This is a genomic window from Streptomyces mutabilis (assembly GCF_014649815.1).
In the GTDB taxonomy this organism is placed as follows: Bacteria; Actinomycetota; Actinomycetes; order Streptomycetales; family Streptomycetaceae; genus Streptomyces; species Streptomyces mutabilis.
Map to the genome: position 1 here is coordinate 71951 of NZ_BMTT01000003.1, position 14452 is coordinate 86402.

The window sequence follows — 14452 nt, forward strand, 5'->3', positions numbered from 1 at the left end:
CGAAGTCCCTGAACAAGGCCACGCGCACCTTCCAGGAGCTGTCCGGGCGATCATCGACGGCGGTCGTACCTCCCGGAGCTCGGTCTTCCTCGCGGGTCGGCGAATGTCGTGACCCGCCGCGTTCGGTTCCAGTGTCCAGCCTGGCTGGTTCAATCCGTTCGGAAGGGTCCCAGGGACGGCCAGTCGGTGAGGGGACGTGGTTCTTGAAGGCGGCCCTTGCCGGAGCGGTCGCCCGCGGTGTGGACGAGCAGGTACTGGTCGCCGGAGAAGACCCAGAAGCGATGGTCGTCACCCGGAACCGACAGGACTGCGTCGATCTTGTTCGTGAAGCGGTCCAGGCCGCCGAACGTCTTGCGCCACTGCGCGATCGGGGCAGGCCCACTCACCCGCCGCGCCGACGCCGGGTCCCCGCCCACCTCGACGACCATGTACTCGCTGCCGGAGAACACCCAGACCCTGCCCTGCACACCCGGAACCGGCATCACCGCATCCACACGATGCGAGAAGCCCGGGGCCCCGCCGAGGCTGTTGCTCCAGTCGGTGAGGGGGCGTGGTTCCTGAAGGCGGCCCTTGCCGGAGCGGTCGCCCGCGGTGTGGACGAGCAGGTACTGGTCGCCGGAGAAGACCCAGAAGCGATGGTCGTCACCCGGAACCGACAGGACTGCGTCGATCTTGTTCGTGAAGCGGTCCAGGCCGCCGAACGTCTTGCGCCACTGCGCGATCGGGGCAGGCCCACTCACCCGCCGCGCCGACGCCGGGTCCCCGCCCACCTCGACGACCATGTACTCGCTGCCGGAGAACACCCAGACCCTGCCCTGCACACCCGGAACCGGCATCACCGCATCCACACGCGAGACTGCATGGTCACCAGAGGACATCTGCCCGGTCTGCTTGGGCTTGCCGGACTCGGAGTCGTCCCCGACGACGTATGCGGTCACGCCCGCTCCGGCGACGAGCGCCATCACGGCGATCGCCCCTGTGATTGCCATGCGGTGCCGGTTCGCCTTTGCGGTCGCCGTGCGGCGCCTGTTCGCGCGTGCAGGCTGCACCGGCTGCCGCAATGTCGCCTGCACCGTTGGGGGAGCGCCGTCGACGATCGACTGCAGCGCGTCTGTGAGCTGCGCGCTGGACGGGCGCTTGGCGGGGTCCTTGTCCAGCAACTGCTCGATGACGTCGCCCAGCGGGCCGGGGACGTGGACGGAGGGCGGTTCGAAGGCGACGGCGAACGAGGTGGCCGTGAGGTCCCCGCGGGCGAAGGGGGTGCGACCGGAGGCGAGGAAGCACAGGGTGACACCGAGGGAGAACAGGTCGCTGGCCGGTCCGACGGGCTGATCGCGCAGGCGTTCCGGGGCCATGTACTCGGGCGAGCCGACCACGGCCCCCGTGCCCGTGAGACCTGTGTGACCGGACAGGGCGGCGATACCGAAGTCGGTGAGCACGCTGCTGCCGTCCGCGCGCAGAAGCACGTTGGCCGGTTTCACGTCACGGTGCAGCGCACCGGCCGCGTGGACCGCCCCCAACGCGGACAGGATTTCCAGGCCGACGCGGGCTGTCTCCACCGGTGACAAGGGCCCGCTCGATCGCACTCGCTCGCTCAGCGAGCCACCCGGCACCAGTTCCATGACAATCCACAGACCACCGTCGAACTCCACCAGATCGTAGATGTCGATGACATGCACGTGCGTCACCCGGGCGATCGCCCGCGCCTCCGACAGCACACGCCGCATCGACGCCTGCTGCTCGTACCCCCCACCTGCGGCATGGAGTTCCTTTACGGCCACCGTCCGCTGCAACAGATGGTCCCAGGCACGCCACACCGTGCCCATACCGCCGCTGCCCAGCCGGTCGGCGAGCACGTACCTGTCGGCGACAACGCGCCCGCCCACACTTTCGATCACGACGAGACAATGTACATGCTGACTTCCAGGGCGATAGATGATCATGCGCGGACCCAGATGACGAGAGTTGCGGCGGTGGTGGTGCCGAGGAAGACGTAGCCGCGCTCGTCGTAGCGAGTGGCCACGGCCCGGAACTGCTTCATCCGGTTGATCGCTCGTTCGACGGTGTGGCGCTTCTTGTAGTGCTTCTCGTCGAAGCCGGATGGTCGTCCGCCGCGTGAGCCCTTGCGCAGGCGGGCGGTCTGGCTGCCGGTCCTTTCCGGAATGGTGTGCCAAATGCCCCGGCCGTAGGTATCTGCGACACAGACTGCCGCTGTACCCCTTGTCGGCCGCAAGGCTGTCGGGTTTCCATGCGCGGTCGGCCCGAACCGCCCCGCGGAACGCGGATCTTTTTCCAGCACCGTCTGGAACTGAGTGCAGTCAAGGCCAGAACCTGGGCCGACGAACGACGCCGCATCCAGCCCTCCAACACGGCCCGCTGGGCATCGGTCACCGACAACGGCGGATCCCTCGGACCGGGACGATTCATGCCCAACCAACGACTGCAACGGTGCTTGCCGTGACTGTGGCCAGCTCGTTCGTTGGTGTGGCCATGGGTGGGGACCTTGCTGATGTCAGGTTGTGGGCGGGTGAGCTCGAGGGCTCGCCGGCCTGCGCCTCGCTCGGGCCGGCGCCGACGGCAGCTCCCCGTAGAGGGTGAGCGCCCAAGTTACCTGTGCGTTCCGCACGTCGGAGAAGTGACAGCTGCGACTGTCGCCGGTGAGGCGCCCCGTGCCAACGTCTTACCCGTCACCGACCGGTGGAGGGAGAAGGCGTGAACAAGGGCTACGCCGTGTACTGCGACGCAGACCCGCACTTCTACGACGCGCCGCACCGTGCCGCTCCCGGTACGGCGACCGTCGGGACCCGGTACGCGGTCGCCGACCTGCCGGTGCCCCCGGGATGGCAACGCACCGAGATCGGTGACTGGCTCGCACTGCGTCCCGTGGACGCCGTACTGCCGGCACAGGGCTGGAAGATCCACCTGTCCGCCTGCCTGGACAACGCCGAGTCCGTCCTGGCGCGGGTACGCGAGTACTGCCTCGACCGCGCCGTCGCCTTCAAGTTCGTCCCGAGCCGCTACCTGCTGCACCAACGCAACGCCAAGTACGCGGACCGGTCGGGCAGCGGGAAGTTCGTCACGGTGTACCCGGCGGACGAGACACTGTTCGAGCAGGCCGTGGGCGAGCTGACGGCCCTGCTGGACGGCGAGCCCGGGCCGCAGATCCTGAGCGACCTGCGGATCGGCGGCGGCCCGGTGCACGTGCGCTACGGCAGCTTCACCCGTCGCAACTGCTACGACGACCAAGGGGAACTGCGGCCCGCCATCGCCGATCCCTCCGGCGAGCTGGTGCCCGACGTCCGCGGACCGGTGTTCCGGGTACCCGACTGGGTGAGTGTCCCCGGCTTCCTCAAGCCGCACCTCGACGCACGGGCGACGGTCACGATGACCGGCGTCCCGTACACCGTCGAGTCGGCCATCCACTTCTCGAACGGCGGTGGCGTCTACCGTGCCCGCGACACCCGCACCGGCGAGACGGTCGTCCTGAAGGAAGCCCGCCCGTACGCCGGACTGGCGGCCGACGGAGCGGACGCGGTGGCGCGGCTGGACCGTGAGCACCGAGCACTCGAGCGGTTGTCCGGGCTGGCCTGCACGCCCGAGGTGCGGGACCGCTTCGTGGTGGGCGAGCACCACTTCCTGGTTCTCGAACACCTGGACGGCAAGCCCCTCAACACCTTCTTCGCCCGGCGCCATCCGCTCATCGAGGCGGCACCGGACGACCGTCGGCTGGCCGAGTACACCGAGTGGGCGCTCGACGTCCACCGCCAGGTGGAGCGAGCCGTGTCGAAGGTGCACGCCCGGGGCGTCGTCTTCAACGACCTGCACCTGTTCAACATCATGGTCCGCGACGACGGACGGGTGGCCCTGCTGGACTTCGAGGCCGCGCACCACGTCGACGAGCCGGGACGCCAGACCGTGGCCCACCCCGGGTTCGTGGCTCCTCCCGGTCGACGGGGCACCGCCGTGGATCGGTACGCGCTGGCCTGTCTGCGCCTCGCTCTCTTCCTGCCGCTGACGAGCCTGCTGGCTCTGGACCGGCGCAAGGCGGAGCACCTCGCCGACCTGATCGCCCGGCAGTTCCCCGTGCCCCGCGCGTTCCTGGACGCGGCGGTCGACGAGATCACCGGTGCTCCTCCCAGGAGACCGGTCGTCCGCCGCACCGGCCGGCGCTTCGTCCCGGTCCCGCCCGGCGACTGGCCCCGCAGCCGGGACTCGATGACGGCGGCCATCCGCGCGTCGGCCACGCCCTCGCGTGAGGACCGCCTCTTCCCGGGAGATGTCGCCCAGTTCGCCACCGCGGGCGGCGGGCTCTCGTTCGGCCACGGAGCGGCCGGGGTGCTGTACGCCCTGGCCGAGAGCGGTGCGGAGCGCGACGAGGCCGCGGAAGAGTGGCTGCTCGACCGGACGGCTCAGCCGCCCTCGGGAATGCCGCTCGGCTTCCACGACGGGATTGCCGGCACCGCCTGGGTCCTCGACCGCCTCGGTCACCGGGACCGGTCGATGGAAATGGCACGGATCCTGATCGGGCAGCCGCTCGACCGGCTCACCACGGACCTCCACAGCGGGACGGCCGGGATCGGGCTCGCCCTGGACTGTCTGGCCGCCCGCACCGGCGACACCGCCCTGCGCGACGCGGCGACACGGTGCGCCGACCTGAGTGCCCGCCACCCGGCCGAGGACGCGCCGGGCCGCCGCGGCCGGGCCGGACTGCTGTACGGCGCGACGGGCAGTGCACTGCTGTTCCTGCGCCTGTACGAGCGCACGGGCGACGCCGGCCTGCTCGACCTCGCGCGCGACGCGCTGCGCCGGGACCTTGCGCACTGCGTGCGCGGCGCGGGGGGAGCCCTCCAAGTGGACGAGGGCTGGCGCACCATGCCGTACCTGGGCGCCGGGAGCGTTGGCATCGGCATGGTGCTCGACGACTACCTCGCGTACCGCGCCGACGAGCAGTTCGAGCGGGCGCGGACCGAGATCGTACGCGCGGCGCAGGCCATGTTCTACGCCCAGCCGGGTTTGTACCGGGGGGTGGCCGGCATGGTGCTCTTCCTGGGGCGCACGACCGCCGCCGGCCCGGGAACCGGCTCCGCGGCGATCCGACGGCAGATCGACGCGCTGACCTGGCACGCCATGTCGTACCGCGGCCACCTCGCCTTTCCTGGTGAGCAGATGATGCGTCTGTCCATGGACCTGTCCACCGGAACGGCCGGGTGTCTGCTGGCCGTCGCCTCCGTCCACGGCGACCGGCCCGCCGGTCTGCCGTTCCTCCCCGCGCCGCGACACCGGCGGCGCCCATGAGCCGGCCCCCGTCGGGGCCGTGAAGAGAATCCGTCGTACGAAAGGAAGATCATATGAACCTGTTCGAGCTGCAGTCGCTGGAGACCCCGAAGGAAGAGGCCATGGGCGACGTGGAGACCGGCAGCCGCGCGAGCCTGCTGCTCTGCGGCGACAGCAGCCTCAGCGTGACGACGTGTAACTGACGTCGCCCGAACCGGCCGGCACGGTGGACGCGGCGTGTCGCGTCCACCGTGCCGGCGCCTATCAAGAGAGGGGCAGACCGGTGGGAATCGCTCCGGTCCCGGGGCGGACGCCTCCGGTGGACAAGCCGCCCGGCACCGGCCCGGGGCGCGCCCCGGAACTGCTGGTACTGGGGTGTTCGGTCACCGCGGCCGCCGCCGCCGTCGCCCAGCCCTTCGTCCTGGGCCGCACCCTCGACCTGCTGCTGGGCGGGCATGACGCCGGTCCCTGGCTCGCGGCGAGCGCCGCCCTGCTCGTCGGCGAGATCCTGCTCGACGGCCTCACCGCATTCCTGTCCGGCCGGTGCACCGCCGACTGGACCGCCGCCATCCGCTCCCGCGCACTGCGGGGCCTCCTGCACGCCGTGCCCGACGCCGCCCGCGCGCACTCCCCCGGTGACGTCGCGACCCGGCTCACCCTGAACGCCTCGGACGCGGGCGCCGCACCGACCGCCAGGGCCGCCCTCGTGGCCTCACTCGTCACACCGGCCGGCGCCCTGGTCGCGCTGACCGTCGTCGATGTGTGGGTCGCCGTCTGCGTCCTCGTCGGGCTGCCCGCCCTGGCGTCGGTGCTGCGGGCGTTCGCACGGGACACGGGAACTTCGGTCGGGGCCTACCAGCGGGTGCAGTCGGACATCGCGTCCCGGCTGCTGGAGGCCGTCGAGGGCGCGGAAACCGTCGCCGCCGCCGGCACCGCCGCCCGCGAACGCGAGCGCGTGCTGCGCCCGTTGCCGGAACTGGGCAGGCTCGGTGAGCGCATGTGGAGACTGCACGGGCGGGCGCTGGCCACCGGCGGCGTGCTCGTTCCGCTGCTGACCGTGGCCGCCACCGCCGTGGGCGGGCTCAGGCTCGGATCGGGTGCCCTCACTGCCGGCGAGTTGCTGGCGGTCATCCGGTACGCGCAACTGGCCGCGGGGATCGGTGGCGCGGCCACGCTGGTCGGTGCGGTGGCCCGGGGACGCTCGGCCCGGGAGCGCACCCGCGGTCTCGAGGGACTGCCCGCCCTCTCCTACGGGCCCCTGACACTTGCTCCGGGAGGGCCGGGCACGCTCGAGTTGCGCGGGGTACGGGTCTCACGTGACGGCACGGAAGTCCTGCGGGCGGACCTGCTGACGGTGCCGGGCGGCCGGACCGCCGCGGTCGTGGGGCGCAGCGGCTCCGGCAAGTCCGTCCTGGCCGCCGTCGCCGGCCGACTGGTCGATCCCGACCGGGGACAGGTCCTGCTGGACGGAACACCTCTCGTTTCGCTGACCCGGACGTGCCTGCGCGCCGAGGTGGGCTTCGCCTTCGCGCGTCCGGAACTGGGCGCGTGCACGGTCGCGGAGGCGGTGGCCGCCGGACCTCGCGTCGTCTCCCGTCACCAGGTCAGGTCGGCCGTCCGCCTCGCCGGTGCCGACGCCTTCGTGCACCGGCTGCCGCGGGGCTACGACACACCGCTCGCCGAGGCACCGCTGTCCGGCGGTGAGTACCAGCGTCTCGGGCTGGCCCGGGCGTTCGCGCACACGGGCCGGCTGCTGGTCATGGACGACGCGACCTCCAGCCTGGACACCGCCACAGAGCACGCGGTGGAGCGGGCACAGCGGCGCTCCCCCTCCGTCGTCACCCGTCTGGTCGTGACGCACCGGCCGTCGGTGGCCGCACGGGCCGATCTGGTCGTCTGGCTGGAGGACGGCAGGGTCCGGGCGGTGGGCCCCCATCGGCTGCTGTGGCAGGAGGCCGCCTACCGGGCGGTGTTCGGTGCCCGGGAGGAAGGTGCCGGAGCACCCTCACACGACTGCGACGACGGGGCCGCCACGGGGCGGGCCGGCTCACTGCAGAGGGAGGCACGGCCGTGACCCCCGCGGGCGGGGACCGGCGAGGCGCGGCGGACACCCGCCGCCGATCGGGGGCCGAGCACCGGCTCGGGCCGCCCGCCCGTCGTTTCCTCGCCGAACGCAAGGCTGTGCTCGCGCGGCTCGCGGCGTGGTCGGTGGCCGAGTCGGCCCAGACCTTTCTGGTCGGCTACGGGGTGGCCCAGGCCCTCGACCGGGGTTTCCTCGCCGGTGACACCGCGGCGGGGCTCGGCTGGCTGGCCGTGGCGGCCTGTGCGGTGCTGCTGGGAGCGCCGGTGATCAGGGGGGTCTTCGCCGAGTTGGCCGGGCTGACGGAACCGCTGCGTGACCGTCTCGTGCACCGGGCGGTGGCCCGGTCCCTGGCCCGCGCTCTGGCCCGGCCCGGCGGCGGGGACAGGGCGGCCGTCTCACGGCTCACCAACCAGGTGGAGATGGTGCGGGACAGCTTCGCCGGGTTGGTGCTCACCCTGCGCTCGTTCGTCTTCACGGCGGCCGGCGCACTGGCCGGCCTGCTGTCGCTGCACCCGGCCCTCCTCCTGGTCGTCGTGCCACCGTTGGCCGGGGGTGTTGCCCTGTTCCTGCTGACGCTGCGTCCGATGGCGGCGGCCCAGCGGCGGGCCCTCGCGGCGGACGAGGCGCTGGGCGACCACGCCGCGCGGGTCCGGAGGTCGCTGCGCGACATCACCGCGTGCGGGACCCAGCAGGACGTGTCGAGGGACGGAGCACGCCTCGTCGCGGGTGCCGCGGCGACCTCCCGTGTCCTCGCCCGCTGGGCCGCGGTACGCGCCGTGTCCCTCGGGATCGCGGCCCAGCTGCCCGTGCTGCTCCTGCTGGTGACCGTGCCCTGGCTGCGCGCACGGGGTGTCACCACCGGCGCTCTGCTCGGGGCGTTCACCTACCTCGCGCAGGCGCTGCTGCCGGCGCTGCACACCCTCATGACCGCCATCGGCGCGGCGGGGAGCCGGCTGCTCGTCGTCCTGGAACGGTTCACGGGCCCGGAGGCGAGCCCGTCCGTCGCCGGTGCGTCCCCGCTCGCGTGGCGGGCGGCCATCCCCAGCCCGCCGGCTCCGGCCCGGTCGCGGGCGGCTCCCGCGGTGGAGCTGTGCGGGGTGACCCTCCGGTACGGCGCCCGGGCGGAGCCGGTTCTCGACGCGCTGGACCTGCGTGTCGAGGACGGCGAACACGTGGCCGTCGTGGGCCCCAGCGGCATCGGCAAGTCGACCCTCACCCGGATCGTCGCCGGCCTGTGCACACCGCAGACCGGTACCGTGCGGATCGCCGGCAGGGAGGTCACTGGCCGCCTCCCGGCGGAGCTACGCGCGCTGCGGGTCCTGGCTCCCCAGCAGGCGTACGTGTTCACCGGGACGGTCCGCGACAATCTGACGTACCTGCGCCCCGACGCCTCCCAAGCCGCCGTCGAGGCCGCCGTCCTGGAGCTGGGCGCGGCGCCCCTCGTCGAGCGGCTGGGCGGGCTCGACGCGGCCCTGCGGCCCGACGCGCTGTCCCTGGGCGAGCGCCAGCTGATCGTGCTGACGCGCGCCTACCTGTCCCCCGCCCGGCTGCTCCTGCTCGACGAGGCGACCTGCCACCTGGACGCCGCGTCGGAGGAGCACGCCGAGAAGGCACTGGCCCGGCGTCCGGGAACGCTGCTGGTCGTGGCCCACCGCATGTCTTCGGCGGTCCGGGCCGACCGGGTACTGCTGCTGGACGGCAGCCGGGCGGCGTACGGCACACATGAGGAACTGCTCGAACGCTCCCCCCTCTACCGCGACTTGGTGGGGCACTGGAGCCGTACCTGAGGGTGCGAGGTTCGCGAGCCGGGTGTCCGTACGCCCCCGGCCGTCCTCACAACCAGCCGGCGTTCTGGACGATGCGGATCGCGTCCACACGGTTGCGCGCCCCGACCTTCCGGATCGCGCTGGCCAAGTAGTTGCGGACCGTCCCCCGGGACAGGTGCAGGCCGACGGCGATCTCGGCGACGGACGAGCCCCGTGAGGCTTCGCTGAGGACGCAGAGCTCACGGGCCGTCAGCGGCATCTCCAAGGCCCGCAACAACGCGACCGTGAGCCGCTCGTCGACGAAGCGCTCCCCCTTGGCCACCATGTGCACGGCGTCGATCAGCCGCCGCGCGGGCGCGTCCTTGTCCAGGAACCCGAGCACGCCGGCGTCGAAGGCCCTGCGCAACACCCCCGGCCGCTCGGGTGCCGCGAGGACGACCAGCCGCGTCCCGCACCGGGCCCAGAAGGACGCTCGGGCCACTTCGTCCCGCGGGCCCTCCAGACAGTGCCCGTCGACCACGCACACGTCCACGGGCAAGTCGTGGTCGTCCGGCTTGTCACCGCGAGCCGGCATGGACGACACCTCGAGACCGTCGGCGGACCGCAGCAGTTGTACCAGCGCCGACCTCAACAGCGCGGCGTCGTGCACCACGAGAACACGGACCATGTGCAACCCCCCTGCCTTCCCCGGTCGCCCCCACGGACCACCGGGCTCGTCCCCCAGTCCCCAAGCCGTCTGCCCCGGGGCGCCGCCCCAGAAGCACTCAGCCCCGTCGGACGGGGGCGAAGCGATGCCAACACGCCGCTCTGGACGCCCGACACGCGATCCCTGGCGATGCGGGAACAGGCCGGAACACGTCCGTCGCACACCGGGGCACCGCGATGCCCGCGAAGGACGGGGTGCGCCTTGGCTGCTCCCGGGGAGTCCGTGAGGGCGGATGCGCGACGGCCGGGGCGGTACTTGCCGGACCGAGCCGGCGTCACGGACTCAAAACAGGCGAAGTGAATGTGGCTCGATCGGTCCGTCCGCTCCGGCTCCCGGGGCGTGTGCCGGCCGAGGGCCCGGCGGGCCACACCGGCGTACCGGCGGCCGCCGCCGGGACAGCGGTCGCACGCCGGGGTACGGCGACGACGGCCGTCACTCGATCAGCGCGTCCGCGGCGGTGACGACGAGCCTTGGTGGCGGGCGGCGACAAGGGTGCCGGGCTGGCGAGGGACCTGAACCATGGCTTTCTCGATGCCGCAGTTGCTCCGCAGCGGGCAGCGCACCCTCCGTCGCGGCTTCAGTGGCGTGTTCGGCAGCTCCGGCGCGGGCAGCGGAGCCCCGTCGTAGCCGTGCACCTCGCCGAAGCGGTCCCCCCTCATCCAGTCCTCGCGCGCCTGCACGATCTCGTCGTGCGACCGTCCGATGAAGTTCCACCACATGACGATCTCCTCGGGGAACGGCGGTCCGCCGAGCAGTACCAGCCGCGCCGCCCGGGTCGTCGCGTTGGTCAGGGTGAGCGTTCCGCGGCCCGATGGGACGTAGCCGAGTTCGGTCGGCCGCACGGTCGTGCCGTCGACGCGTACGTCACCGATGTCGACGAGTACCCCGTGCTCGAAGGCGGTGTCGACGTCCAGGGACACGGTGCCGCCCGGGACCAGCGTCACCTCGGCGCCCAGCAGCGGCGTGAACGTGGTCACGGGGGAAGTGTCCCCGGCCAGCGAACCGAGGAAGACGCGCACGGTGCCGCCGTCGAGTACCACCGGGACGGGCGCGTGGTGCTGGAAGTCCCGCCCGGTGTCGCGGTGCTCCTCGGGCAGCGCCACCCAGAGCTGGACCCCGTGCAGGACCGTGGTGCCGGGGGTGGAGACCTCGGAGTGGCAGATGCCGAAGCCGCCGGTCATCAGGTTGAGTTCGCCGGGTCTGACGAAGGAGTGGGTGCCCAGGCTGTCCCGGTGCTCGATCTCCCCGCCGAACAGCCAGCTGACCGTCTGCAGGCCGATGTGCGGGTGCGGCGAGACGTCCATGCCGCCCGACTCGGCCACGTCGTCGGGGCCGTAGTGGTCGGCGAAGCACCAGGCTCCGATCAGCGTCCGGGCCCGTTGGGGCAGCGTGCGCCGCACGTTCATGGCGCGCGGACCGCCGAGGGGGACGTTCCGGGCGGTGAGGACTTCTACGCCGGCGGCGGGCGCCTCGTCCACCGACGCGCCGCACCGCATCTCGGCGGGACGTGTCTCCGTGTTGCTCACCGTGCCGTCCCTTCCCAGCCCGACATGAAAGTTGCGCATTCAACATTCATGGTGGAGATGATGTGCCCTCCACCGGAGAACGGCGTGGACTACGACTTCACGAAGTCCAGAAGGTCGGGGTTGAGCACGTCCGGGTGGGTCGAGAGCATGCCGTGCGGGAGTCCTTCGTAGGACTTCAGGGTGCCGTTCCTGAGGAGTTCCACCGACAGCGGCGCCGAGTCCGCGTAGGGCACGACCTGGTCGTCCGTGCCGTGCGCGACCAGGACCGGCACGTCGATCCGCTTCAGGTCCTCGGTGAAGTCCGTCTCGGAGAACGCCTTGATGCACTCGTAGTGGGCGTTGGCCGCGCCCGTCATGCCCTGCCGCCACCAATTGTCGATCAGCCCCTGGGAGACCTTCGCGCCCGCCCGGTTGAAGCCGTAGAAGGGGCCGGACGGTACGTCGACGTAGAACTGCGCGCGGTTGGCGGCCAGGGCCGCGCGGAAACCGTCGAAGACCTCGATGGGGGTACCACCGGGATTGGTCTCGGACTGGACCATCACCGGTGGTACGGCGCCGACGAGCACCGCCTTGGACACCCGGCCCGGCTTGGCGCGCGCCACGTAGCGCGCGACCTCACCACCGCCGGTGGAGTGCCCGATGTGCACGGCGCCCTCCAGGTCGAGCGCGTCGGTCAGCGCCGCGACGTCGGCGGCGTAGGTGTCCATCTCGTGCCCCGTCGGGGGCTGGCTCGATCGCCCGTGGCCGCGCCGGTCGTGGGCGATCACGCGGTAGCCGTGGGAGAGGAAGAACAGCATCTGGTTGTCCCAGTCGTCCGCGGTGAGCGGCCAGCCGTGGTGGAAGACGACCGGGCGGCCGTCGCGCGGTCCCCAGTCCTTGTAGAAGATGCTCGTGCCGTCAGAGGTGGTGACCGTACCCATCGCTGTTCCTCCCGCATCTGTGTCGGACGCGGCCGGGGCGCTCGGATACCACTGGTGCGTGGTGGGAGTGGTGTCCGGCCCGGCCGGTTCAAGGCGCTGCGTTCCGCGACCCGGGGGCCACGGTCGAATCCACGCCAGCCACCCTACGCCCGTGTCCGGCATGCCTCACTTCCGCCCGCCCGGTCGGACTTCGAGAAGCAGATCCCGCGAGCGTTCACCGAGGGCTTCAGGCACCGCCCCGACACCACGTTCGGCACGGTGAACGCGGACGTGCTGGAGCACTTCGTCCCCGGATTCCGGCACACGGACTTCGTCGACGTGATCGAGAACTCCTCCTGGCCGGAGTGACCGGGCCTGCCGTCAGGTCGTCAGTTCCCTTCCCTCTCTCGAGCCCGACGATCCGGCACCGCCAGATGCCCAGGTCATGGGCGACGGGTGGTCGGGGTCCATGGTGAGGAAACGGGCGTTCGTGAGCCGGGTGCGCGACGTCGGGCGTCAGGCGTCCATGGAGCGGGCGAGGGAACGGGGGCGCATGTCCGTCCAGTTGGCCTCGACGAACGCGAGGCATGCGTCGCGGGAGTCCTCGCCGAAGACCGTCGTCCACCCCCCGGGCACCTGGGCGAAGGACGGCCAGAGCGAGTGCTGGCCCTCGTCATTGACGAGGACGAGGAAACGGCCGTCGGCGTCGTCGAAGGGGTTGGTGCTCATGCGCGGGACCTCCCGGTGCATTAGGTTAGGCTCGCCTAATCGAAATCGAGCTTAGCTTTCCCGCTTTCCGCTCCACAAGGAGACGTTGATGAGGCTGGTGGGGGAAGAGGCCTTCGCCGCGTACGGACTGCGCGGCGCACCCGGTACCGACGCCTTCTGGGCGGCCGCGCGCACGCCGGCGTCGGTGTACGACGGCGACGGCGACGGCTGGACGACGCTGTTCCTGCGGCGCGGTTCCGAGGCGGCCGGCGTCGTCTTCGAGAGCTGGTCGGAGCCGGTGCCACTGCGCCGGTGGGGCGACACGGACTGCTGGTACGCCGAGGTACGGATGCCCGTGCGGTTGCGCGTGACGTATCAGTTCCTCGTGGACGGCGCCGCGTACGCCGATCCCCTCAACCCGGAGGGTGCGGGCGGGGACCGGTCGATCGCGGCGACTCCTGACGCGCCCGCCCAGCCGCACTGGCCGGTCGTCGGCGCCGCCGACGTACTGCCCCTGCCCCGCACCCGGTTGCGGTGGGCCGGGGGACGGCTCGGTGGGCGGCGTACGGTGCGGGTCCACCCGGTGGGTGGCGGCGGACCGGTGGTACTGCTCCTCGACGGGGACGACTGGCTGCACCTGCACCCGGCGATGACCGCCTTCGAATCGGCGGTCGCCGGCGGTGACATGCCGCCGGCCACCCTCGTGTTCCTGCCCGCCAAGGACCGGCCGGCCGAGTTCGGGTGCCGTCCCGAGCTGTGGGAGGCGGTCCGGGACGAACTGCTGCCGCTGGTGGCGGGGTCCGGGGTGCCCGCCGACGCGGAACGGCTGGTGGTCGCGGGGCAGAGTCTGGGCGGGCTCAGCGCCCTGTACGCGGCACTGCGGTTCCCGGAGCTGGTGGCACGGGTCGCGTGCCAGTCGGCGTCGTGCTGGTGGACGCCCGGCTCGGCGGACCTCACGGACCCACTGGGCGGTCCGGTCGGCGGTACCCTCGCCGCACTCCTGCGGAAGCGTCCGGACCTGTCCGGCCTGCGGGTCGCGTTCGACGTGGGGGAGCACGAGCGGCGGATGCTCCCCCACTGCGCGCTGGTGGAGAAGCTGGCCGAGGAGGCCGGTGCGACGGTGCGGGTCAGGCGCTCGCCGTCGGATCACGACCGGGCCGGCTGGCGGCACGCCCTGCTGCGGGACGTCGCCTGGGCTCTCGCCGGGCCCGGCGAGCGGTCGTCGAGGTGACCCCGTAACGCTGAGAACGGGCGAGCGGTGCCCGGGGCACCCCGGGGTGGGCGGCGCCGGCCACCCACCCGGTGCGGCCCGCCGTTCTCAGCTCTGCGGACGGCTGCCGTGGTTGGCGCCGTTCTTGCGGCGGGCCTTCTTCTTGCGACGTCGCTTCGAGGACATCGATACCTCCCTGTTTCTCGTGATCCGGACGCTGTGCACCGGATTGTCACCACCGGTGATCACAGAGCCCCTTTCCCGTCTACGCGAGCGCAAA

At 72.1% G+C, this 14452-nt stretch carries 12 protein-coding genes and 1 pseudogene; 6 read left to right on the forward strand and 7 right to left on the reverse strand.

The window, feature by feature from the left end; translation table 11 throughout:
* Window positions 1-149 precede the first annotated feature (149 nt).
* Both IE142_RS08565 and IE142_RS08570 read right to left on the reverse strand, forming a co-directional pair.
* The gene (locus IE142_RS08565) at window positions 150-1943 is read right to left on the reverse strand and encodes a protein kinase domain-containing protein (RefSeq protein WP_191885127.1); all 1794 of its coding nucleotides are present in this window, start codon (window positions 1941-1943) and stop codon (window positions 150-152) included.
* Window positions 1940-2299 carry a transposase gene (locus tag IE142_RS08570; RefSeq protein WP_191885128.1) on the reverse strand — a complete coding sequence of 120 codons (360 nt, stop codon included), beginning with the start codon at window positions 2297-2299 and terminating at the stop codon, window positions 1940-1942. Before IE142_RS08570 ends, IE142_RS08565 begins: the two co-directional genes overlap by 4 nt.
* 413 nt (window positions 2300-2712) lie before the next feature.
* On the opposite strand from IE142_RS08570, the gene lanKC reads away from it, so the two are divergent.
* The 4 genes from lanKC to IE142_RS08590 all read left to right on the forward strand — a co-directional run bounded on the left by lanKC (window position 2713) and on the right by IE142_RS08590 (window position 9144).
* A complete protein-coding gene (lanKC, locus tag IE142_RS08575) occupies window positions 2713-5295 on the forward strand; it encodes a class III lanthionine synthetase LanKC (protein ID WP_191885129.1) in 2583 nt (860 codons plus the stop codon).
* 53 nt (window positions 5296-5348) lie between these two features.
* The gene (gene ramS / locus IE142_RS08580) at window positions 5349-5477 is read left to right on the forward strand and encodes a mycelium formation morphogenetic lantipeptide SapB (protein WP_018849360.1); all 129 of its coding nucleotides are present in this window, start codon (window positions 5349-5351) and stop codon (window positions 5475-5477) included.
* 80 nt (window positions 5478-5557) lie between these two features.
* Window positions 5558-7348 (forward strand): ABC transporter ATP-binding protein, encoded by a 1791-nt coding sequence (locus IE142_RS08585; protein ID WP_370466320.1) that lies wholly within the window; start codon window positions 5558-5560, stop codon window positions 7346-7348.
* Entirely contained in the window at window positions 7345-9144 is a 1800-nt protein-coding gene (locus tag IE142_RS08590) for an ATP-binding cassette domain-containing protein (protein WP_191885130.1), read from the forward strand. The genes IE142_RS08585 and IE142_RS08590 overlap by 4 nt, the downstream gene beginning before the upstream one ends.
* A 46-nt stretch (window positions 9145-9190) precedes the next feature.
* Here the strand turns inward: IE142_RS08590 and IE142_RS08595 are convergent, their stop codons facing one another.
* The 3 genes from IE142_RS08595 to IE142_RS08605 form a co-directional block, all read right to left on the reverse strand.
* Window positions 9191-9790, reverse strand: a complete 600-nt coding sequence (locus IE142_RS08595; RefSeq protein WP_191885131.1) for a response regulator transcription factor — start codon at window positions 9788-9790, stop codon at window positions 9191-9193.
* Window positions 9791-10269: 479 nt separating this feature from the next.
* A complete protein-coding gene (locus tag IE142_RS08600) occupies window positions 10270-11355 on the reverse strand; it encodes a pirin family protein (RefSeq protein ID WP_191885132.1) in 1086 nt (361 codons plus the stop codon).
* 89 nt (window positions 11356-11444) lie between these two features.
* Window positions 11445-12275, reverse strand: a complete 831-nt coding sequence (locus tag IE142_RS08605; protein ID WP_191885133.1) for an alpha/beta fold hydrolase — start codon at window positions 12273-12275, stop codon at window positions 11445-11447.
* Between the two features lie 180 nt (window positions 12276-12455).
* On the opposite strand from IE142_RS08605, the pseudogene IE142_RS08610 reads away from it, so the two are divergent.
* A pseudogene (locus IE142_RS08610) lies at window positions 12456-12623 on the forward strand (HD domain-containing protein); the annotation flags it as partial.
* Between the two features lie 147 nt (window positions 12624-12770).
* On the opposite strand, the gene IE142_RS08615 reads toward IE142_RS08610, so the two are convergent.
* Window positions 12771-12983: an MbtH family protein gene (locus tag IE142_RS08615; protein ID WP_191885134.1), complete on the reverse strand. Its 213-nt coding sequence runs from the start codon at window positions 12981-12983 to the stop codon at window positions 12771-12773.
* Between the two features lie 88 nt (window positions 12984-13071).
* Here IE142_RS08615 and IE142_RS08620 point away from each other — a divergent pair, with 88 nt between their 5' ends.
* Window positions 13072-14193 carry an alpha/beta hydrolase-fold protein gene (locus IE142_RS08620; RefSeq protein ID WP_191885135.1) on the forward strand — a complete coding sequence of 374 codons (1122 nt, stop codon included), beginning with the start codon at window positions 13072-13074 and terminating at the stop codon, window positions 14191-14193.
* Window positions 14194-14280: 87 nt separating this feature from the next.
* On the opposite strand, the gene IE142_RS38725 is transcribed toward IE142_RS08620, so the two are convergent.
* Window positions 14281-14358, reverse strand: a complete 78-nt coding sequence (locus tag IE142_RS38725; RefSeq protein WP_370443954.1) for a 50S ribosomal protein bL37 — start codon at window positions 14356-14358, stop codon at window positions 14281-14283.
* Window positions 14359-14452: the final 94 nt, after the last annotated feature.